We start from the raw sequence: 21,084 nt of genomic DNA on the forward strand, positions 1-21,084 counted from the left end.
GCTTGTATCAGGGAAGACGCACAGAGGTAATCACCATGAAACCCCGCCTTTATTCCGCGGTGTTGCTGGCTGCGGTTCTGGCCGGTGGCGCACAGGCCGCGGATCACGCCATGGAGCATGTGGAGGTCATTGGCTACCCTGCGCCGAAGATGGCGGAGCAGGTCGCCGAAGGCAAAATCGACGCCGCGCAGTTAGCGAAGCAACAGCGCCAGGAACTCTTACAACATCTGCAAAAGTCCCTGCGCAAGCAACTGGCAGCGGTGCGTCGCGAGGATGCCATCGCGGGTGAGGAAACCGCCGCTCGGGAATCGCCGCACCAGCAGCAGGGGCAACTGGTGCCGGCGGGCGCGGAAAGTGTGCCGGTCAAACTTGAGCAGCCGCCAAAGCTGGAACAAAAAGCCGGGGAACGTCAGCCGGCGCAGGAAGCCGAGGGCGTCGATGCACAGCAGGAGCCGTCCTGATTCGTTGGAGTCGACCAGGCGCCGACGCGCTCACTGGCTGCGGTCGGGCACACGGCTCAGGCACAGACGCGCATCCGCCAGCAGTTGCTCCATGAGCTGGCGATAGTCCGCATCGGCGGGCAGCAGTGCGCCCAGCGGATCGAGAGCCTGATAGCCGAGCTTGAGATGCACAGCGGTCTGGCGGTCGCGGTCATTGGCCGGGACTTCACCGAACAGGCAGCCGCGCACGAAGCCGCCTTGTGTGGTCTCCGAGCGGCTTTCGGCCGGCACTGCCGCTTGTTTCTCGAGCATGCTGCGGGCGCCGTGCTGGTGGCTGGCGGAGCTACCCAGGCTTTCCACTTTTACCCCGGCCGCGCCGAAGAAATGCCCGTAGGCTTTATGGGTAGAAACAATGGGCACATCGCGGTAGCCCCAGAGCGCACGGTCCTGCACTTTCTGCAGGTTGGCCATGGCGCGGGAGAAGTCCCGCGCGCGCGCGCGGTAGGCATCTGCCTGTGCGGGATTCAGTTCGCCCAGGCGAGTGGCGATATGCGCGGCCATCACCGACGCGTTGCGCGGGCGCAGCCACAGGTGGGGGTCGTCCTCCTCCGCACCGTCAAATTCATAGCCTCCGGCTTCCAGCAGGCCGAGCTGGCGATCCGCCGGCAGCAGCGACATCTGCCGCGCCAGCACCGATTCCATCGCCGGTCCCATCCAGATCACCAGCTGGGCCTTTTCCATCGCCATGCGGTCGGTGACCGTAGGTGCATAGTGGTGGGGATCGCTGCCCTGTATAAGCTGACGAACAGGAACCTCCTGGCCGGCAATTTCCCGGGTGATCATCGCCAGCGGGCCAACACTTGCCACAATCTCAGCGCCGGGTGCGGGCCGATCGGGCTGCGGTTTTCCGCACGCCAGCAGCAGCACACCCAGCGCGGGAACAAGCAAACGGATAACGGCGGTTTTCAGCGATGCCCGCTGAGACAGAAACTTCAACATGACTACCTGGTTCGACACCGGGTGCGAGTCCCGGGTTGGCGAAAAATAGTGCGATATAATCACACCCGGCTTACACTCGCCAGCCGAATTCACCCATCCCGGTTAGCTAAACACCCGATCTGGAGTCTCCCCTGAGCGCACCCGCACCGCTTATCCGCGCCCACAATCTCGGCCTGGAAATCGCCGGGCGGCAACTGCTGCGGAATATTTCCCTGGAGCTGCACCCGTCAGAGATTGTCACCGTCATCGGCCCCAACGGCGCCGGCAAAACCACTCTGTTGCGCCTGCTGCTGGGGCTGACAAAACCGACTTCCGGCCGAGTGGAGCGCCGTCCCGGCCTGCGTCTGGGTTATATGCCACAGCGCCTGCAAATCGACGCCACCATGCCGATGACCGTGGGACGCTTCCTGCAACTGGGAATTGATGGAGTGAATATCGCCGATGCCCTCGCCCGCGTCGGTGCGCCACAGCTGGCGGATGCGCGGCTGGCGGATCTCTCCGGGGGTGAAATGCAGCGTGTGCTGCTGGCCCGGGCAGCTGCGCGCAAACCGCAACTGATGGTACTGGATGAACCCACCCAGGGGGTGGATGTGGGCGGCCAGAGCGAGGTTTACCAGTTGATCGCGCAGTTGCGCGACGAACTGCACTGCGGCGTACTGCTGGTTTCCCACGACCTGCACCTGGTGATGGCCGCCACCGACCGCGTGCTGTGCGTCAACCAGCATATCTGCTGCCACGGCCACCCGGAGCAGGTGAGCAGGGACCCGGTGTACCTGGAGATGTTCGGCGACAAGCTCGCGCTCTACACCCACCAGCACAATCACCAGCACGGCCTCGGTGGCGAGGTGGTGGACAACAGCGCCTGCAATCACGCCCACAGGCACAACCATACCCAAAACAAACCGGACCAGGACGCACCGTGAACGAATTTTCCCAGCTGCTGCACAGCCAGTTTCTGTGGTTCGCCCTCGCCGCCGGACTACTGGTCGCCGTGGTCAGCGGCCCGCTCGGCTGCTTTGCGGTGTGGCGCCGCATGGCTTATTTCGGCGACACCCTCGCCCACTCCGCCCTGCTCGGCGTAACCCTCGGTTTTGTACTGCATATCCAGTCCACCCTCGCGGTGGGCGCCAGCAGCTGCCTGCTGGCGCTGTTGCTGGTGTATTTCCACCGCCACCAGAATCTGTCGATAGATACGCTGCTGGGGATCCTCTCTCACTCCATGCTGGCACTGGGGATCATCACCGTGAGCCTACTGGATATCAATGTGGACCTGTTGTCGCTGCTGCTCGGCGATCTGCTTGCGGTCTCCGGCCGCGACCTGATCCTGATGGCCGCCGCCACAGTGATCATCGCCCTGCTGCTGTGGCGGCTGTGGCCGAAGCTGCTGGCATTCACTCTGCACGAGGAGCTGGCTGCGGTGGAAGGCGTAAACATTGAAAGAGTGCGCCTGGCGCTGATGTTGATGCTGGCGCTGCTGATCGCCATCGCCATGAAAGTGGTGGGTGTACTGCTGATCACCGCCCTACTGATCATTCCCGCGGCTACCGCGCGGCGGATCTCCTCGACCCCGGAGCAAATGGCCGGTTTCGCTTCAGTGATCGGTTGTGTATCCGTGCTACTCGGCCTCGCTGCCTCGGTAATCTGGGACAGCCCGGCGGGGCCGTCTATTGTACTGGCAGCGGGAATTCTGTTTTTACTGGGGCAGTTTTGTCGTCGCGAGGCGGTGTGATTGAAACCCGTATCCCGGCATTCAGCCGGGATATCTCAGCAGCGTCATATGCAGCAGGTTCACGCCCCAGTGGGTGAGCACACAGGCCCAGAAGCTCCCGCGCAACTGCCATACCAGCGCGTAGCCAAGCCCCGCGACGCCAACCAGCGCCAGCAAGGTGGGCGATGCGGCCCAACCTGTGTGCAGGCCAGTAAAAATGGCGGCGACGATACATGTGCCCACCCATTTCCATTTCTTCAGCCAGGTGTCCAGGCCGCGCTGGAACACCCAGCGGAAGAATCCCTCCTCGGCAATACACACGACCAGCAGATTAATCAGCGCGGCGATGGCGATAGTGGCATTCAGCTTGGGGGCAACGCCGATCAGGAATGCACCGGCCACAATCGGGACCGCGATTACCGCGAGCATCAGCGGCAGGTCGGCGCGCCGCAATGGTTGTGGCCGCATCAGCATGAACACAACGATAGTCAGGGCAATGGCCGCCTTGGCCGGGCGGAAGCTCGCGTAAATCAGATTGCCTTCGGCGTCGCTGTATGGCGCAAGCACCGCAATGTGTTCATTACCCGGAATGACGCCGCTGTTGACCACCAGCATCAGAAGTCCGGTGATTAAAAAGCTCGCGGCCTTTTTCCAGCCTGCGGTGTTTTCGATCGCCACCAGCCCAAGCCAGATAGCCGGCGCAAATACGCCGATCCAGCCAAAGGGAATAGCGAGCAGGCAGAGAAAGGCAGCGGGCAGCCAGAGGCTTTTGTTGTCGAAGGGTTCCGCAGTGCGAATTACTGGCGCGCCCTGCTGGACATTGAGTGAAAACATAGAAAATCCATTTTCAATTTTCAAGAAAGGGACATTTGGCGCCATCATAGCGGCTGTCGCCTGCAAATTCAGGACACGATGCCCGTCATGAGACCTGCTTCGAAAAAAACACCCTGAATCTGTTGTCAGCCGTTAAAGGTTGTGCGCATGGAGCGGTACGTCAGTTTCATTTTTGCAGGATCGAGCGGGGCCTTGAAAAAAGCGTGGTAGTGACCGCGGGGATTGATCAGTACCACCTGGGAGCCATGGTCGACGGTGTAATTGCCGTCTTCCAGAGGCACTTTGTTGAATGGCACATTCAGCTGGTTGGCAAAACGTTTGAGATTGAGAAACTCCCCGGTGACACCGGCAAACTCCGGATTGAAGTAGCGCACGTAGTCGTGCAGCTGCTGCGGCCGGTCCCGCTGCGGATCGACGGACACCAGCAGAATATCCGTATCTTTGCGCGTGTCTTCGTCCAGCGTCAGGTAAAAGCTGTTCAGAGTCGAAAGGGTGGCCGGGCACACATCCGGGCAGTGGGTAAAGCCGAAAAACACCAGGGTCCAGCGGCCCGCCAGCTGTTTGGTCGTAAATTGCTCGCCGGTGTCCGCAAGCAGCTCGAATTCATCCAGAATGCGCGGGCGCTCCAGCTTGATGGCGCCGTTGGCCCGCAGCTCTGCGTCCGTGATCACCCGCGGCTGCCCCATTTTGTGCAGAAAGCCCGCAAGCACCGCAAAAATAAACAGCGTGATGGCCACGACCGTCATGAGAATGCCGCGCCTTTGCTCGGGCGTGTGCTGAACCTGACTGCTCATGTTTATACCCCGCTGGTCGGCAGTGCCACCAGATAGTGATCCAGCAGCATAATGCAGAAAAGCGCCATCAGGTAAATGATGGAGTACTTGAACGTTTCCATGCCCGCCTTGGGATTTTTATCCCGCAACATTTCCACCGCCCAGTAGAGGAAGCCGATACCGAGCACCACCGCACCCAGCAGATAGATCCAGCCGAGCATAGCGGTGGCAAATGGCAACAGGCTCACGGCAAACAGGATGATGGTGTACAGCAGGATATGAATCTTGGTGTAGTGCACGCCGTGGGTGATCGGCAGCATCGGGATTTCCGCCTTGGCGTAATCATCGCGGCGGTGTACGGCCAGCGCCCAGAAATGCGGCGGTGTCCACGCAAAAATGATCAGCGCAAGCAGCAGACCATGGCCGTGCACGTCGCCGGTCACTGCGACCCAGCCGAGCAACGGCGGCGCCGCGCCAGCGAGTCCGCCGATGACAATATTCTGCGGCGTCGCGCGCTTCAGGAACATGGTGTAGACCACGGCGTAGCCCAACAGGGAGAACAGCGTGAGCCAGGCGGTGAGCGGATTGACGAAGGCAATGAGAATCCCCATGCCGATACAACCGAGCACCAGCGCAAACAACAGCGCCTTGTGCGGCTCGACCCGGCCGCGGGCGACCGGACGATTGGTAGTGCGCGCCATTTTTATATCCACATGGCGATCGACCAGATGATTGACCGCGGCGGCGGAGCCGGCGCACAACGCAATGCCGAGATTACCCAGCAGTAGAATATCCAGCGGCACCATACCCGGCACCGCCAACAGCATGCCAATCACCGAGGTGAGGATCATCAGCATCACCACCCGCGGCTTGGTGAGCTCGTAGTAGTCGCGCCAGCCGGCGCGATGAACACTTACTGCCTGGATACTCATGCTTACCACCTCGTTGTGATTATTATTTTTGCCAAATTCCATTTGGCGATATGTTTTAGCTACGCGCAATTTCTTATCGACGGCTGCACCGTATTGATCCGGTAACAAAATGTCAGCAAGCTCAATAGCAGCAGCGCCGCGCCTGCGTTGTGCGCCACCGCGATTGGCAGTGGCAGCGACATCACCACATTCGCAATTCCCAGGGCCACTTGCAACCCGAGAACCGCAACCAGTCCCAGCGCCCAGCGCGGCGAACCCGCCTGCCACGCGCGCAGCGCCACCAGACACACCAAAAGACTGACAATAATGGCGCCAATACGGTGGGTCAGGTGGATAGCCGTGCGCGCTTCGCCCTCCAGCGCACCACCCAGGTAGTTCGGACCGATCTGCTGCGCAATGTTAAAGCCCTGACTGAAGTCGGCAGCCGGCCACCACTGGTTGTGACAAGTGGGGAAATCCGGGCAGGCAAGAGCCGCGTAATTGGAACTGGTCCATCCCCCGAGGGCGATCTGCAAACCCACTGCAATAACCGCCGCCACCGCCAGCGGGCGAAGGTTCTGCAGCGCGGTGAATTCATGCGGTGGTATCTGGCGTTTCCGGTAGCGCAGCCTTTCTGCCAGCATCCACAGCACCGCCAGTGTGGCCATGCCACCCAGAAGATGGGCGGTAACCACTTGCGGCCACAATTTGAGAGTGACGGTCCACATGCCGAATGCCGCCTGCAGCACAATCAGCCCCAGCAGTATGTGACTCTGAACAAACCCGCGGTGGCCGCGGCGGCGCCAGAACATGTAGGTGAGGCCGGCCACCAACAGCAGCAACATACCCGCGAAATATCGGTGTACCATTTCCGGCCAGGTTTTGTCGGTCTCTACCGGAGCGTGGGGAAAAGCCTGATTGGCCGCGTCAATTTCGTGGCCCTCGGTGGGCCACAGCAAATGACCGTAACATCCGGGCCAGTCCGGGCACCCAAGGCCGGCGTGGGAGAGACGAGTGAAAGCGCCCAGAACCACAACCACCAGCGCGAGCCCGGTGCCAATCAGCGCGAGGCGGAAGCGCCAGTCTTTCTTGTAATTTTTTCGAAGTTCGGTGACATCGGATTCGACATCCATTGCGCTCTCTCCTGGCTTTTCTTCGCCGCTGTGCCGCGGTTTCTTTCCCGACGCTATTTTTCGTAGGAGTACTTCAGCAGTCGTTTAACATCTTTCAGCAGCTGGTTGCCGGTGTGATGATTGTCATAAACCATCATGGCAAAGCCGTTCTGGTCCACCAGCAGCGCGCTGGGACGCTTCGGCTGCGGGTGATCACTGTCGGCGAGCCAGCGCTCTAATTGCTGTCGGTCGGCGGTGGCGAAACGCAGACGCGGGTGTTGGTTTTTCAGTTCAGCCTGGTGCAACTCGCTGAGTGGTTCCTCGGTGACCAGCATACGCTCGACCCGGTGGGCCTTATCGCCAAGGCGGATATGCACCTGGCGGGTGGTGTAGAGCAGCTTTTCGCACTCGTCCGCACAGTGCTCTGACCCGAGAATCAGATAGCGCCACTTCGGGTCTTCGCTTGCCAGAGCAATCTGCTCACCATCGGCGGACGAAAGTTCAACTTCCGCAACATTCTTTGCGGGTACCAGCAGCTCGCCCTGATTGACGGTGGCCGTCGGCATGCCAATGCCGGTGTAAAACACGATATACGCGGCCAGCATGGGTAAGGCTACGGCGCTGAACACCGCGGTGCCCGCCCAGCGCCCGAGCCCTCTCCGGCCCTGCGGGCTGCCTGCGGCCTGCACACCAGCCGGCGCTGTTTGCGAGTGAATATTGTCTGTCACTACGTCTACCTCGCTGTAGCGCCGCTGCCCTCAAATTGCCTTCCGTAGCAGTAGGCCTGCCGAGCAAGGTCCAAATGCGGCGCTCGTTATTGTTATGGATTGATTATGTCTGTTTCGCCGTCTTTTTAAACCACTTTTGTCGCACTATCAGCCTGACATTGGTCGCGGCCAGCAACCAAAGCACGACCAGTGCCGAAGCCATGGAAAACCACTGTAGCGCGTAACCATGGTGTTTCTGTGGCTTGACGTTGACCAGTTGCCAGTCGGTAACGAACGCGGTATCCGAGTCTGCACTGAGCCGGATATGCCAGGAGCTGCGGGTGAGATTCAACCTATCGGCCAGCGCCGCATCCAATTGCTGGATTCGGCCGTGCGGTTCAATGGAACTATTCCCGCCCTCTGTCTGGGTGGTTTGCGGAACGGGATACAGGAATCCGGTAATGACCTTGGCAGCGAGCGGATAGGCAACATCAGGTAGCTGTCCGCGGTCTGTACCCGCGGCAAGCCAGCCGCGGTTGATCAGCCAGCGGGTTCTACCACTGCCGCTGTTGGTTTCGAACACCTGTAGAATTTCATAACCGGTACGCCCGTTGCGGGTGCGGTTGTCGAGGTAGAAATATTCGTCGGTATAAAAGCCGAGCAGACGCACAGGGGTATAGGTTTGTGCTTGGCGCAGCTCGGATATTCTTGCCGGCTGTGCGCTGAGGCGAGCGTCTATGTCGCGAAGTATCTGCTGCTTTTCCTGCGCGCGCTGCAGTTGCCAGTTACCGAGGCCGAGCAACAACGGAAAAAAACACAGGCACAGGATACTGAGTGGCCAACTGCGGATAAATGCTACACTGGCTGCTCGCGATGGTTGTCCAATGTCAGCGGAGTGACCTGCGGTTCCGCTCGATAACGCTTTGCCGCGCAATGCCTGCGGCGTTCTGGAAGCTGTCATGCCAATAAGTACTTCAATAAATGGCGTTTGATTATGTGGCTAAAAGCAATAATTGTTTTGTTGTTTGTCGCCGTGCTGGCCAGCCTGACCAGCGCTCTGGTATTTCTACTGCGCGATATGGGCGCGCCCGAATCAAAGCGCACACTTTACGCGCTGGGTATTCGCATCACGCTCGCGGCGCTGTTGCTGCTCGCCATCTGGTATGGATTTTATAGCGGCATTCTTTCCAATACTGCGCCCTGGGCCAACAAATACTAATTAGTCACTGTTTCTGTGACGGTGATATACCTGGCGGAGATTGCGAAATCTCCCCCAGGTGACTTACCTTCACCCCAATTTTCTGGCCTCGCTTCTCTGGTCGACTTACGCACCCAATACATAAACAAAGATAAACAGTCCCACCCACACCACATCCACAAAGTGCCAGTACCAACTGGCCGCCTCAAAGCCAAAGTGATCGTTCGGCTTGAAGTGGTGAGCGATTACTGAGCGCAGCAACATAATCAGCAACATGATGGTACCAAGGGTGACATGGGCGCCATGGAAGCCGGTGAGCATGAAGAAGGTGGTGCCGTAGATACCGGACTCCAGCGTCAGCCCGAGGTGCTGATAGGCTTCAAGATATTCTTCGACCTGGAAGAACAGGAAGGCGGCGCCGAGGACCACGGTAATGCCAAGCCAAATATTGAATGCCTGGCGTTTGTTCTTTTTCAGAAATACATGCGCCACATGCACGGTGACACTGGAAGCCAGCAGCAGAAAGGTGTTGAGCAGCGGAAGGTGCCAGGGGTCGATAACGCCTTTGGGGCCGACTACCTTGGCGGCATCACCGCTCACCGCCTGATCGGGGGTTACCATCAGCGGCCAGGTGTTCTGGAAGCCCTCCCACAGCATATTGGAGGAACCGCGGTCCCCTTCGCCACCGAGCCACGGCAGAGTAAAGGTGCGGATGTAGTACAGGGCTCCGAAGAAGGCTGCGAAGAACATGACTTCGGAGAAAATGAACCAACCCATGCCCCACACATAAGAGCGTTTCAGCTGGTCGCTGTTCAGCCCCTGCATGTTTTCGCGGATAACGGCGGCGAACCAAAACCACAATACCGTGGCCAGGGCGAGAGCGCCGGCGAAGAATATGTACGAGCTGCCGCCGTTGACCCAGTTGGCGGCGCCGAATGCGGTTAGAAACATGCCTATGGTGGCAAAAATAGGCAGCCGGGACTGCTCGGGAACGTAGTAGCTGCTTTCGGTGGCCATAGTTATCTATCCCTCTCGCTTGGTGCCTGTCTTACATTGGGCTCAGATCTGGGCTCAAATTGGGGAGGCATCCGCTTTCTTGTTTTGTGTCTGTTGCGCTATCCGGTCCGTGACATCAAACAGCGTGTAGGAGAGCGTTATGGTATTCACGCCGGGCGGCAGGTCCGGGTCGACGATGAAACGCAGACCCAGCTCGGCGGTCTCGCCGGCGGCGAGTGTTTGCTGATTGAAGCAGAAACACTCGGTCTTGTGGAAATAGCTGGCGGCCTTGAAAGGCACGAGGCTCGGAATTGCCTGGCCGACCATATCGCGATCGGTGGGATTGCGCGCGTGAAAGACGGTATCCACTGCCTCGCCGGGATGCACCTTCAACTCCACTACCCCGGGTTTGAATTCCCAGGGCATGTTTTCGTTATTGCTGGCAACAAATTGCACCTTCACCGTTCGCTGTGTATCTACCGCAGCGGGTACCGCTTCGTAGCGCCCGCCGGTTTTGCCGTTGAGACCGGTGATTTCACAAAAGGCGTCGTACAATGGCGGCATCACGAAGAGTGCAAAGCCGAGCATGCCGACCGCGAGGGTCAGCAGCTTGGCGGTGGTTCTGGTATTTGCACTCATTGCCATGGTCGCTACTTCAAAAAATCAGCGCACAACCGGCGGGGTGCTGAAGGTGTGGTAAGGCGCCGGCGAGGGCACGGTCCACTCCAGTCCCTGCGGGTTTTCCCAGACTTCATCGGTGGCCTTTTTGCCACCGCGCACGGTGCGGATCACATTAAACAGGAACACGATCTGCGCCGCGCCGAACAGGAAGGCGCCCACGCTGGCAATCTGGTTGAAGTCGGCAAATTGCAGCGCGTAGTCGGGAATCCGCCGCGGCATACCCGCGAGACCGACAAAGTGCATCGGGAAAAAGGTGACGTTCAGGCCGATAAACGCGAGCCAGAAATGCACCTTGCCCATCGCCTCGTTGTACATATTGCCGGTCCACTTCGGCAGCCAGTAATACACACCGGCGGTGATGGAGAAGATCGCACCCGGCACCAGCACATAGTGGAAGTGCGCCACCACAAAGTAGGTGTCGTGATACTGGAAGTCGGCCGGGGCAATCGCCAGCATCAGACCGGAGAAGCCACCCAGGGTAAACAGGATCACGAAGGCGATGGAGAACAGCATCGGCGTCTCGAAGGTCATCGACCCCCGGAACATGGTGGTCACCCAGTTGAACACCTTCACCCCGGTGGGCACCGCGATCAGCATGGTGGCGTACATGAAGAACAGTTCACCGGCGATGGGCATGCCCACGGTGAACATGTGGTGCGCCCACACAATGAAACTCAGGAACGCAATGGACGCGGTGGCGTACACCATGGAGCTGTAACCGAACAGCGGCTTGCGCGCGAAAGTGGGAATGATCGCCGACACAATACCGAAGGCCGGCAAGATCATGATGTACACCTCGGGGTGGCCGAAGAACCAGAATACGTGCTGGAAGAGTACCGGGTCGCCACCGCCGGCGGCACTGAAGAAGCTGGTGCCGAAATGAATATCCATCAGCATCATGGTCACCACGCCCGCGAGCACCGGCATCACCGCGATCAGTAGATAGGCGGTAATCAACCAGGTCCACACGAACAGCGGCATCTTCATCAGGGTCATGCCCGGCGCGCGCATATTGAGGATGGTGGCGACGATATTGATCGCACCCATGATCGAAGACGCACCCATGATGTGGATGGAGAAAATGAAGAAGGTCACGCTCGGCGGCGCGTACTCGGTGGACAGCGGAGCGTAGAAAGTCCAGCCGAAGTTCGGAGCACCGCCCTCCATAAACAGGGTGGATGCCAGCATCGCGAACGCGAACGGCAGAATCCAGAAACTCCAGTTGTTCATACGCGGCAGCGCCATATCCGGAGCACCGATCATCATCGGCACCATCCAGTTGGCGAGGCCGACGAATGCCGGCATCACCGCACCGAACACCATGATCAGGCCGTGCATGGTGGTCATCTGGTTAAAGAATTCCGGCTGCACGATCTGCAGGCCGGGTTGGAAAAGTTCGGCGCGAATTACCAGCGCCATACATCCGCCGAGCAGGAACATCGCGAAACTGAACCACAGGTACATCGAGCCGATGTCTTTGTGGTTGGTGGTGTAGAGCCAGCGGGTAAAACCGGGTTTGGGACCGTGTGCCATAACTAAACTCCTTTCGGCTCCTGCTTACTTATTCTTGAAATTGAGAATGTCGATGGGCTGCACGGTGTCGCCCATGTTGTTGCCGAAGGCATTGCGCTGGTAGGTGATGACCGCAGCGAGGTCCACTTCATTCAGCTGGGCGCCGAAGGCCTGCATCGCCGGATTCTTCGGCGAACCGTTCACCACCATGCTCATGTGACCTTCCATGCCGCCGGTGGCGACCTTGGAACCGGCAATGGCCGGGAAGGTACCGGGCACGCCCTGACCATTGGGCTGGTGGCAGGCGGCGCAGGTGCTGGCATAGACTTTTTTGCCGCGCTCATAGAGCTCGTCGAAGGTGAAAGTCTTGTTGGTCAATTCCTTAATCAGCGCGGCCTGTTCTGCGCGGTCATTCAACCAGGAGTGATATTCGTCTTCCGGTACCGCCTTGACCACGATGGGCATGAAACCGTGGTCCTTGCCACACAGTTCCGCACACTGGCCGCGGTAAATTCCGGGCTCGTCGATACGGGTCCAGGACTCATTCACGAAGCCCGGAATCGCATCTTTCTTCACCGCCAGGTCCGGTACCCACCACGCGTGGATCACGTCGTTGGCGGTAATCAGAAAGCGGATTTTTTTATTCACCGGTACCACCAGCGGCTCGTCCACTTCCAGCAGGTAGTGATCGCCTTTAGGTTGCTGGTTGCTGATCTGGGAATGCGGGGTGGAGAGATTGGAGAAGAAGGAAACATCGGAACCCAGGTAGTCGTATTTCCACTTCCACTGGTAGCCGGTGATCATGATGTCGAGATCGGCTTCCTTGGTGTCGTAGATGTCGTACAGGGTTTTGGTGGCGGGAATCGCCATTCCGATAAGAATCAGCGTGGGCACGATGGTCCAGGCCAGTTCCACCAGCGTACTCTCGTGGAATTGCGCCGCCTGGTACCCCCTGCTCTTGCGGTGGCGCCACATGCTGTAGAACATCACCCCGAACACCACTATGCCAATCGCCACGCAGATCCAGAAAATCAGCATGTGCAGATCGTAAGTGGTACGGGAAACCTCGGTTACCCCCTGGGTCATATTGACCCCCCAGCGCGCTACGCCCTCTTCCGCTTTTTGCGCCGTTTCCTGGGCAAATGCGGTAGAAGCGAAGGCCGAGACAGTCGGGAAGGCGAACAGCCGTTTGAAGCCCATCAACATCGCCTGCAGATCTCCATGTTTGTTATTCTCGCGAGCCGCGGTCCTGCGGTCACATCGCTGCTTGTCACACGGCCAATGACGCGTGTAGGGTCGCGGCGCTGCAACCAACAAGATAGCAAAACCCTGTGACAGCGGTTGGCTGCTGGGAGAACTGGAGTCTGCCCCGATAGGGATATCGGGAAAAATCCACACATGAAAATGTGGACATGCTGTAGTAAACCAAGACTACATACACTGTTCGCACAACCCGGGGAGGCCGCAGCTGCGCGATACTGCCGTCAGTGCAACTTGTTATTTTTACTTCAGATGTCGTCGCCCGGAAGGTACAACCAACAACCTGTGTCTTTTTGTCGCATCTAGCACTGACCAAAAGAAACACATCACCAGAAGAAAGTCAATTCACCGCCACGCTGTATGAAGAAATTATCGGTGCGGTTGCGCCCGGGCTCGAGAGGACTCTCGCGCCGCAGCACCACCCCCTACCTGAGGGTCTGGTATCTCGCCTGGCCCATGATTCTGAGCAACATTACCGTGCCACTGCTCGGTGCTGTAGATACTGCAGTGCTCGGACATCTGCCCAGCCCGGAATATCTTTCCGGCGTCGCCATTGGCGCGAGCGTAATCTCCATGCTGCTGTGGGCCTTCGGTTTCCTGCGCATGGGCACCACCGGTCTGGTGGCGCGTGCGAACGACGGCGGCGCGCGCTGGCTGCTGCGCTCACTGTGTCTCGCGGGCGCCTTGGGTGCGCTGTTGCTGCTACTGGCATCACCGCTGCTAGCGGCGATCACCCAGTGGATGAATGCCAGCGCCGACGCCGCGCCCCACGCCCGCGCCTACCTGCAAATCCGATTGCTGAGTGCGCCGTTGGCGCTGGCGAATTTCGCGCTGCTCGGATTTTTTATCGGCCGCCAGGACAGCCGCGCACCGCTCGTCATTCTGGTCGCTGCCAATCTGCTGAATATTCTGTTGGACTTGCTACTGATCCTCGGGCTCAACATGGGCGCGCGCGGCGCCGCCTGGGCCTCGGTGAGCGCCGACCTGTGCGGTTTTGCGCTGGCATGGTGGCTGCTCGGCAGGCGCCACGGCGAAGCCCTGAGCGAAATGGCCGGCATGTTGCGGGAAGCGGATTTCTGGCCCTGGCGCGCCATCTCTCCCTGGCAGGAACTGCTGCGGATCAACAGCGATCTGTTCATCCGCACCTGTCTGTTGCTGTTCACTCTGACATTTTTCACCGCTCAGGGCGCCGCTCTGGGCGACACCGTGCTCGCGGCCAATGCCATCCTGCTGCAGCTACTGATGATGACATCCTATGCGCTGGACGGTTTTGCCCACGCCACCGAATCTCTGGTGGGACGCGCGGTCGGCCGCGGTTCCGCTACACAGTTCCGCCGCACCACGGCAGCCGCAGGTGTCTGGGCACTGGGCACGGCGCTGCTGATCAGCGCGTTACTGGTGGTGGGAGGGGAGTGGATTCTGCCGCTGTTTACGGATATTTCCGCGGTGTTGCGCACGGCAGAGGCGTTTTACCCCTGGCTCTGTGCCCTGCCGCTGGTGGCGGTATGGAGCTACCAGCTCGACGGGGTTTTCATCGGCGCCGGCAAGAGCCAACAGATGCGCAACACGATGTTTATCGCCACCGTGATGGTTTTTTTGCCCTGCTGGTGGTTTACCCGCCATTATGACAATGTTGGCGTCTGGTTCAGCCTGTTTTTGTGGTTTGTCGCACGATCCACCGGATTGATGGTCTATTTTTATATCTACACTAAAAACAAATCATGGCTGTAATTGGAGCTACGGTACCGATTCCTCTTCCATCGTTAAGCCGTCTTGTCCGCCCTATTGGACACAGCCCGATCCGGGCATTGCGGGGGTCCAGCAGGTACTGATCGACAAAGAAACGGGGAGGCGGTTTCGCCGTTTTCGTTTTGATGTATGTCTGACCATTACCACTTGATCCAGCAGTGCATCGACCGCGCGGTTGCCGCGGAACAGGCCAGGGGCCGATTCCGGCGCTCCCTGCACGACACCCTGCCCAACCTGCACCGTAGCATTCAGTTGCCACAGCGCGATGCGCCACTGCACCTCACCTGTTTTGTGATCCGCTACATCCAGGTCATTCCCGGCTGGCTACAGCGTCTGGATCAGTTGTGTCAGGCCGGCGGCCTCGATTTTTATCCGGTGCGCGAACTCATTCTGCACAGTTTCAGTGAAATCCCCGAGCGCCAACCCTATGAGCATGGGCTCGGTTCCATTCTCGACGAGGCTTATCTCGCCCACCGCACCATGGAAGAAATCAATGACGTGCTGCAGCCCTTGTGCGGTACTCCGCTGCTGCCGATGGACCCGCTGGTGGCCAATCTGGTTGTGCGCGAGTTGTTGGGGGAAGCGCTGGCCTGCCAACTGGACGACCTGGCATGCGTGCTGCTGCAGCGCTTTGAGCCGACTGCACTTGATCCCGCGCGGCTCGTTTCGATGATCCTTTACAAGCAGCGCTACGACGATGCCCCGGGAGAGTGGCCGGATTTCGCCAACCATATGCAGATTGAACTGAGCACGCCATCCCTGGCACAGCAGTTTGATCTTTCGCACTAACAGTACTTCCAAGCCGAATCATTTACCGTTTCGGCAAACCACTAGCATCTTCTCAGTGCTGGACGATAAGACGCCAATTGCTGAAAAAATCCACCTCACCCTGTAACAGCGCACGGTTGAGATCATCCGCCTGGCGGTGGAGGTTTTTATTGTAGAAAAACAGACTGCCACCGCGCAGGGTAAAGCCCTTCGGGTTATCGGTCAGCAGTTGGTAGAACGATTCCTGCCGTTCCAGATACTGCAATACCCGCTGCTTGCTGAATTGTCCCTTGCGGTACTTGTCAAAAATGGCCTTCTGCAGCTGCTGATCCGTCAGCGCACGCGCCTCCGGTGATATCCGGTTGGTATCCAGCAGCCTTTTCACATCCGCCCGCAGATCATCCAGATAGCGGTCGGCGGCTTCCGCTGCGATTCTGGTGCGGTAAATCGCCTTTATCCGCCGCTCCTGAAACTGTTCGCTCTTCGCCGTATCCAGACGCCAGATATCCTTCTTTGCCATTTCTGTGAGCGGGCGAAAAATGGTCCGGTGCTGACGGTTGGAATTGACCGTAAGGCGGTCGCACACATCCAATGCGCCTTGCCAGTCTGCGAATGGCTTTTGTATGCCAACCGTATCTGGCAGTGCGGTTACCCGCTGTTTCAGACGCTCCTCCTCTTCATTCAACTGTCCGGGATTGCTCTCCCAGTCGTTTGCCTGCAGGGAAAACAGTGAAAGCAGCCCCTGATTGACGCAGCGGGTAATCAGGTAGGCAGCTTGCGCCTGCTGCTGTTCGCGCACCTTGCGGTAGTGTTCCAGACCATACAGTCCGGCAATCACAACAACGATCGCCAGCGCGATCAGCGGGTAAAGTTTTTTCAAGGGTATCGATTTCTGTGGATTACTTTTTATTATCCGTCTTGCCAGACGGCAGCAGTATTTTTACCGCGGTTTCTTCCACTTCCCTGTCGGCAGTCTGGTTGACGCGAGTATCCAGCTCCCGCGCCGAAGCCTGAAGTCGGATCTCATCCTTGAAGCCACAGGCCACGCATTCGCGATAGTTTTTATCGCCCAGTTTGTAATTGACGATTCTGTCCATGGCACTGCAGCGGGGACACACCGCACCGGCAATAAAGCGGCGCTTTACCGGTTTTTCAAATTCTTCGCTCAAGGTCTACCTCTTTTACAGCCTGGCTGGCTGAATACCCGACTTATTCAATACCGGAGTGACGCAGCAGCGCATCTATTTTAGGGGCTCGGCCGCGAAATTCTGCGAACAGGTCCTGCGCATCGCGACTTCCGCCCTGCTCCAGCACGGTGGAGAGAAATCTCCGGCCGGTGTCCGCATCGAAGATACCGTTTTCCTCAAACAGGGAAAACGCATCCGCGCTCAACACCTCCGCCCACTTGTAGCTGTAGTAACCGGCGGCGTAACCACCGGCAAAAATATGGCTGAAACTGTGCTGGAAGCGGTTGTCCGGCGATACCGGTACCACCGACACCCGGGTGCGCACATCGTTGATCAGCCGCTGGATTTCCTCAGTATTTGCCCCCTCCGGACGCGAGTGCAGCAGGAAATCGAACAGTGCAAATTCCAACTGGCGGACGGTAAACATCGCCGACTGGAAATTCTTGGCCGCGAGCATTTTATCCAACATGACCTGGGGCAATGGCTCGCCAGTCTGATAGTGCCCGGAAATCATCGCCAGGGCCTGCGGTTCCCAGCACCAGTTTTCCAGGAACTGGCTGGGCAGTTCCACCGCATCCCAGGCCACCCCGTTAATTCCGGACACCGCCGCTACATCCACCTGGGTGAGCATATGGTGCAGGCCGTGGCCAAACTCGTGGAACAGGGTGGTGACCTCGTAGTGGGTCAGCAGCGCCGGTGCGTCTTTGGAAGGAGAAGAAAAATTGCACACGAGATAGGCCACCGGCAGCTGCAGGCCGGCGATGGCCTGGCGGCGCACGCGCGCGTCGTCCATCCAGGCACCACCGCGCTTTTTCTCACGGGCGTAGGGATCGAGATAGAAGCCGGCGATGGGTTCACCGCCGCGCTTCAGCCAGTAAAAATGCACATCCGGGTGGTAGCTGGCCACAGTGTCATCCCGCTCGGCGACCACGCCGAATAGCCTCTCCGCCACCGCAAACATTCCGGCGAGTACCCTCGGGTAGGGGAAATACGGGCGCAGGTTCTCCTGACTCACGGCGTAGCGGGCCTGTTTGAGTTTTTCCGCAGCCCAGGCGATATCCCAGGGCTGCAGCTTGTCGAGACCGAGTTCCGCGGTGGCGAAGGCCTGCAGCTCGGCAAATTCCCGCACCGCCGCGGGCCTGGCGCGCTTGGCCAGATCCCACAGGAACTTCTCCACCTCCTCCGGTGATTCCGCCATCTTGCTCGCCAGCGAGCGCTCGGCGTAGTTCTTCATACCCAGCAGGTGCGCCTGCTCCGCGCGCAGGGCGAGGATTTCCGCCATTACATTGGCATTGTCGAACTCGCCGGCGTTGGGGCCCACATCGGAAGCGCGGGTGATGTAGGCGTAATGAACCTTCTGGCGCAGCGCGCGATTTTCCGCGTGGGTCATCACCGCCAGGAAACAGGGGCCGTCGAGGGTCAACAGCCAACCCTGTTTGCCTTTCGCTTCCGCCAGTGCCGCAGCCGCCGCCAGCGCAGAATCCGGAATCCCCGCCAGTTCCGCCGCGTCGGTGATATTCAGGGTCCAGGCATTGGTGGCGTCCAGCACATTGTTCGCGAACCGGCTCTTCAGCTCCGCCAGGCGCTTGCTGATAGTGGCATAGCGCGTGCGCTTCTCGCCCTCCAGGCTCACGCCACCCAGATGCATATCCCGCAGGCCGTGGCGCACCGCCTGCTGGCGGGCCTGAGGCCAGGAGGAGAAATCCGGCGACTTCGCCAGTGCGCGATAGACCGCGTAAAGCTCGGCGTTCTGCCCGAGTTCGGTCCAGTACTCGGTCACCTTCGCCAGGCAGGACTCGTAGGGCGCGCGCCAGTCGCCGCTCAGCACGCTGTTCAGGTGCGAAACCGGCGAGAACGCCTTGCTCAGCTGGTCCTGAGCCTCCTCCAGCGGGGCCAGGGTTTCCTCCCATACAGGGTGTTCTCCGGCCTTTTCCAGGCTGGATTGCAGCTGTTCGCGGCATTTCCCGATCAACGCGCTAATGGCCGGCTCCGCGTGCTCCGGCTTTACGGTATCGAACGGCGGCAGTACCGGAGCGGCGAGCAGCGGGTTGGACGACGGCGTGTCAGACATGGGCATTCCTTGACGGTGGGCGAGCTTCGCCCGGGCGAGGCTCGTGGAGAAGGGTTAACATATGTTCCGTATTTTAGTGGATTGCCCAAGTGGAGGTCAGCCTTGTCCAAGCCCGATTCCCAAACATTGCGTCAACACCGGGGCCACAGCCCGAAACCCGGCGAGCGGGTGTATATCGACCCCCAGAGCTGTGTGATCGGCGACGTGGAACTCGGTGACGACTCTTCCGTGTGGCCGATGGCGGTAATCCGCGGCGACATGCACCGGGTGCGCATCGGCGCCCGCACCAGCGTGCAGGACGGCGCAGTGCTGCACATTACCCACGCCAGCGATTTCAACGAAGGCGGCTGGCCGCTCACCATCGGTGACGATGTCACCATCGGACACAAGGCCTGCCTGCACGGCTGCACCGTGGGCAGCCGGGTGCTGATCGGCATCGGCGCGATTGTACTGGACGGCGCGGTTATCGAAGACGAAGTCGTGCTCGCCGCCGGCGCGCTGGTACCGCCGGGCAAGCGGCTGGAAAGTGGTTACCTGTATGTTGGCTCGCCGGCAAAACAAGCGCGGCCACTGTCGGAAAAAGAGAAAAAATTCTTCACCTACACCGCCGGCAACTACGTAAAACTCAAGGATGAATATCTCGCAGGCTGACGCAAAGGCCGCCGGCGCACAGCAAATGTTGCCATGTACGCCGGCCCCAGTTGCGCACCGCGGTTATTGCGCCGATGCCTGCAGTGGCGTCGGCTCCAGTTCAATATCGTAGTAGTAGGGTCCAACCCATTTTTCCTTGCGCTTGTAGGCCTCCATCCGATGGTGCACATCGCGCAGGTCCCACTCCAGCCGGTCGGCAATCTTCACGGCCTTCTTCTGCAGCCGCTGTGCGCGCGGAAAATCGCCCCGCGCGGCAGCCACAGCCGCTTCGGTCTCCAGGATGCGGACCTTGTCGAAATAATTCACAGGCTCCGCCGCCACCAGCTTTTCCGCGTGCGACAACTCTTCCTGCGTAATCTGGCCCGGGCCGGATACCAGCTCCCATGCCAACAGCAGGCCCGAGAAATAGTGGCCATTGGCCGCAGCGTTTTTTAGCCAGCGGATGGCGTGGGCGCGGCGCTCTTCCTCAGGCATTGCCCCAGGACTGCTGGCCAGATACTGCTGTGCTTCGGGCAGGCCTGCGACCGCTGCGGCGCTGATCCATTTCATGCCGCCCTCAGCGTCTGCTTCACACCCTCGCCCGGCGATCATATTGCGGCCAATCTCGTACTGGGCGTGCGGTATACCCTGCTTTGCCGACTCCAGATACCACCTGTTGGCGGTCTGATACTCCAGGTTTACGTCTTTCATATAGTGTTGGAAGGAGCGGAACACGCCGAGCCGATAGGCATACACATACTGCGCCAAGCCGTCGCCGGCCTCGGCCTTGTCTCGCCACTCCTGCAGCTCCGCAACCAGCCCTTGCTTGTTGTCGATCTTGCCGTGCATCGAGAACGAAATGGCGGTCTTGTAACCGCCGGTCGGCTGCGCAAGCGGCATCGGCTCATAGCGATAGTAAAGGGCCGACTCGCCCGCGGCCTGCGAAAAATCTTCCCCACTGGACTGCACCACTGCCACATCCCGCACGTGGCCACCGGGCATCACCGAATACTCCACCACCACGCGGCCAAACTGCCCCTTGCGCAACGCTGTCTGCGGGTATCGCGGCTGCTTCTTCGACACCGGTGTGCGGTCCACGTCGCACTCATCGTCTGAAAGCAGTACCGGCGCTAACTCCGTGCTCAGTACTTCTGTGCTATAGCTATCCAGCAGCGCATCCAGACGCGCCTTGGCCGCCTGCTGCTGCGCCACACTGAGGCCTGAGAAGACTTTCTCAGCAGTGAGCAACATGTTTTCCGTGTCAGACTCGGACCCCGCCAACTGCATCCACGCCCAGGCCTCTACAGGGTCGCGCTCAACATACTCGCCCCGGTAGTACATGACTCCGATATTGAATGCCGAACTGTAGTCGCCGATCGCGGCCAGTGCGTCGAAGCTGCGGTAGGCTTCGGTAAAGTTTCCCGCAGTGTAGGCCTCCATGGCCTTGTCGAAATTTGCCTGTGCCGGCAGCGCAGCACCGGCGAGAATCAACATCATCCCGAGAAAAGTCCTTTTCACCGCAATCTCCTGTGTTTTTGTGTTCTTTGT

At 59.3% G+C, this 21,084-nt stretch carries 22 protein-coding genes; 7 read left to right on the forward strand and 15 right to left on the reverse strand.

Features of this window, described 5'->3' with window-relative positions:
- The first annotated feature begins 35 nt into the window (after positions 1 to 35).
- Positions 36 to 461, forward strand: a complete 426-nt coding sequence (locus FDY93_RS15415; protein ID WP_138236657.1) for a hypothetical protein — start codon at positions 36 to 38, stop codon at positions 459 to 461.
- 30 nt (positions 462 to 491) lie between these two features.
- On the opposite strand, the gene FDY93_RS15420 is transcribed toward FDY93_RS15415, so the two are convergent.
- Positions 492 to 1,436 carry a metal ABC transporter substrate-binding protein gene (locus FDY93_RS15420; protein ID WP_246068601.1) on the reverse strand — a complete coding sequence of 315 codons (945 nt, stop codon included), beginning with the start codon at positions 1,434 to 1,436 and terminating at the stop codon, positions 492 to 494.
- 155 nt (positions 1,437 to 1,591) lie between these two features.
- On the opposite strand from FDY93_RS15420, the gene FDY93_RS15425 reads away from it, so the two are divergent.
- On the forward strand, positions 1,592 to 2,362 hold the full coding sequence (locus tag FDY93_RS15425) for an ATP-binding cassette domain-containing protein (protein WP_220446220.1): 771 nt from the start codon (positions 1,592 to 1,594) through the stop codon (positions 2,360 to 2,362).
- On the forward strand, positions 2,359 to 3,168 hold the full coding sequence (locus FDY93_RS15430) for an iron chelate uptake ABC transporter family permease subunit (RefSeq protein ID WP_138236660.1): 810 nt from the start codon (positions 2,359 to 2,361) through the stop codon (positions 3,166 to 3,168). The genes FDY93_RS15425 and FDY93_RS15430 overlap by 4 nt, the downstream gene beginning before the upstream one ends.
- 21 nt (positions 3,169 to 3,189) lie before the next feature.
- On the opposite strand, the gene FDY93_RS15435 is transcribed toward FDY93_RS15430, so the two are convergent.
- From FDY93_RS15435 to FDY93_RS15460, 6 genes are all read right to left on the reverse strand, one after another.
- Positions 3,190 to 3,981: a CPBP family intramembrane glutamic endopeptidase gene (locus tag FDY93_RS15435; RefSeq protein WP_171019010.1), complete on the reverse strand. Its 792-nt coding sequence runs from the start codon at positions 3,979 to 3,981 to the stop codon at positions 3,190 to 3,192.
- Positions 3,982 to 4,106: 125 nt separating this feature from the next.
- Positions 4,107 to 4,775, reverse strand: coding sequence for an SCO family protein (locus FDY93_RS15440; protein ID WP_138236662.1), 669 nt, complete (start codon positions 4,773 to 4,775; stop codon positions 4,107 to 4,109).
- 2 nt (positions 4,776 to 4,777) lie between these two features.
- Entirely contained in the window at positions 4,778 to 5,686 is a 909-nt protein-coding gene (gene cyoE, locus FDY93_RS15445; protein WP_138236663.1) for a heme o synthase, read from the reverse strand.
- Between the two features lie 59 nt (positions 5,687 to 5,745).
- On the reverse strand, positions 5,746 to 6,798 hold the full coding sequence (locus tag FDY93_RS15450; protein ID WP_138236664.1) for a COX15/CtaA family protein: 1,053 nt from the start codon (positions 6,796 to 6,798) through the stop codon (positions 5,746 to 5,748).
- 53 nt (positions 6,799 to 6,851) lie between these two features.
- Positions 6,852 to 7,505: an SCO family protein gene (locus FDY93_RS15455; protein ID WP_181954065.1), complete on the reverse strand. Its 654-nt coding sequence runs from the start codon at positions 7,503 to 7,505 to the stop codon at positions 6,852 to 6,854.
- Between the two features lie 103 nt (positions 7,506 to 7,608).
- Entirely contained in the window at positions 7,609 to 8,445 is an 837-nt protein-coding gene (locus tag FDY93_RS15460; protein WP_138236665.1) for an SURF1 family protein, read from the reverse strand.
- Positions 8,446 to 8,478: 33 nt separating this feature from the next.
- Here FDY93_RS15460 and FDY93_RS15465 point away from each other — a divergent pair, with 33 nt between their 5' ends.
- Positions 8,479 to 8,703, forward strand: a complete 225-nt coding sequence (locus FDY93_RS15465) for a DUF2909 domain-containing protein (protein ID WP_138236666.1) — start codon at positions 8,479 to 8,481, stop codon at positions 8,701 to 8,703.
- A 105-nt stretch (positions 8,704 to 8,808) separates the two neighbouring features.
- On the opposite strand, the gene FDY93_RS15470 is transcribed toward FDY93_RS15465, so the two are convergent.
- From FDY93_RS15470 to coxB, 4 genes are read right to left on the reverse strand one after another with little or no spacing between them, the layout of a single operon-like run.
- Positions 8,809 to 9,699, reverse strand: coding sequence for a cytochrome c oxidase subunit 3 (locus FDY93_RS15470; protein WP_138236667.1), 891 nt, complete (start codon positions 9,697 to 9,699; stop codon positions 8,809 to 8,811).
- A gap of 54 nt (positions 9,700 to 9,753) precedes the next feature.
- Positions 9,754 to 10,323 carry a cytochrome c oxidase assembly protein gene (locus FDY93_RS15475; protein WP_138236668.1) on the reverse strand — a complete coding sequence of 190 codons (570 nt, stop codon included), beginning with the start codon at positions 10,321 to 10,323 and terminating at the stop codon, positions 9,754 to 9,756.
- Positions 10,324 to 10,341: 18 nt separating this feature from the next.
- On the reverse strand, positions 10,342 to 11,892 hold the full coding sequence (gene ctaD / locus FDY93_RS15480) for a cytochrome c oxidase subunit I (RefSeq protein WP_138236669.1): 1,551 nt from the start codon (positions 11,890 to 11,892) through the stop codon (positions 10,342 to 10,344).
- 24 nt (positions 11,893 to 11,916) lie between these two features.
- Positions 11,917 to 13,077, reverse strand: a complete 1,161-nt coding sequence (coxB, locus tag FDY93_RS15485) for a cytochrome c oxidase subunit II (RefSeq protein WP_138236670.1) — start codon at positions 13,075 to 13,077, stop codon at positions 11,917 to 11,919.
- Positions 13,078 to 13,491: 414 nt separating this feature from the next.
- Here coxB and FDY93_RS15490 point away from each other — a divergent pair, with 414 nt between their 5' ends.
- Both FDY93_RS15490 and FDY93_RS15495 read left to right on the forward strand, forming a co-directional pair.
- Positions 13,492 to 14,862 (forward strand): MATE family efflux transporter, encoded by a 1,371-nt coding sequence (locus tag FDY93_RS15490; RefSeq protein WP_246068602.1) that lies wholly within the window; start codon positions 13,492 to 13,494, stop codon positions 14,860 to 14,862.
- Positions 14,863 to 15,009: 147 nt separating this feature from the next.
- Complete coding sequence (locus FDY93_RS15495) at positions 15,010 to 15,669, forward strand: hypothetical protein (RefSeq protein ID WP_138236671.1); 660 nt, start codon at positions 15,010 to 15,012, stop codon at positions 15,667 to 15,669.
- A gap of 52 nt (positions 15,670 to 15,721) precedes the next feature.
- Here FDY93_RS15495 and FDY93_RS15500 read toward each other — a convergent pair whose 3' ends face one another.
- Genes FDY93_RS15500 through FDY93_RS15510 form a run of 3 tightly spaced genes read right to left on the reverse strand, consistent with a single transcriptional unit; the run spans position 15,722 to position 18,906 of the window.
- Positions 15,722 to 16,528 carry a hypothetical protein gene (locus FDY93_RS15500; protein ID WP_138236672.1) on the reverse strand — a complete coding sequence of 269 codons (807 nt, stop codon included), beginning with the start codon at positions 16,526 to 16,528 and terminating at the stop codon, positions 15,722 to 15,724.
- Between the two features lie 19 nt (positions 16,529 to 16,547).
- A complete protein-coding gene (locus FDY93_RS15505) occupies positions 16,548 to 16,817 on the reverse strand; it encodes a YheV family putative zinc ribbon protein (protein WP_138236673.1) in 270 nt (89 codons plus the stop codon).
- Between the two features lie 40 nt (positions 16,818 to 16,857).
- Entirely contained in the window at positions 16,858 to 18,906 is a 2,049-nt protein-coding gene (locus FDY93_RS15510) for a M3 family metallopeptidase (protein WP_138236674.1), read from the reverse strand.
- A gap of 102 nt (positions 18,907 to 19,008) precedes the next feature.
- Here FDY93_RS15510 and FDY93_RS15515 point away from each other — a divergent pair, with 102 nt between their 5' ends.
- The gene (locus tag FDY93_RS15515) at positions 19,009 to 19,557 is read left to right on the forward strand and encodes a gamma carbonic anhydrase family protein (RefSeq protein ID WP_246068603.1); all 549 of its coding nucleotides are present in this window, start codon (positions 19,009 to 19,011) and stop codon (positions 19,555 to 19,557) included.
- Positions 19,558 to 19,620: 63 nt separating this feature from the next.
- On the opposite strand, the gene FDY93_RS15520 is transcribed toward FDY93_RS15515, so the two are convergent.
- A complete protein-coding gene (locus tag FDY93_RS15520; RefSeq protein WP_138236675.1) occupies positions 19,621 to 21,054 on the reverse strand; it encodes a TonB family protein in 1,434 nt (477 codons plus the stop codon).
- Positions 21,055 to 21,084 lie beyond the last annotated feature (30 nt).

This window comes from Microbulbifer harenosus (assembly GCF_005771435.1).
In the GTDB taxonomy this organism is placed as follows: Bacteria; Pseudomonadota; Gammaproteobacteria; order Pseudomonadales; family Cellvibrionaceae; genus Microbulbifer; species Microbulbifer harenosus.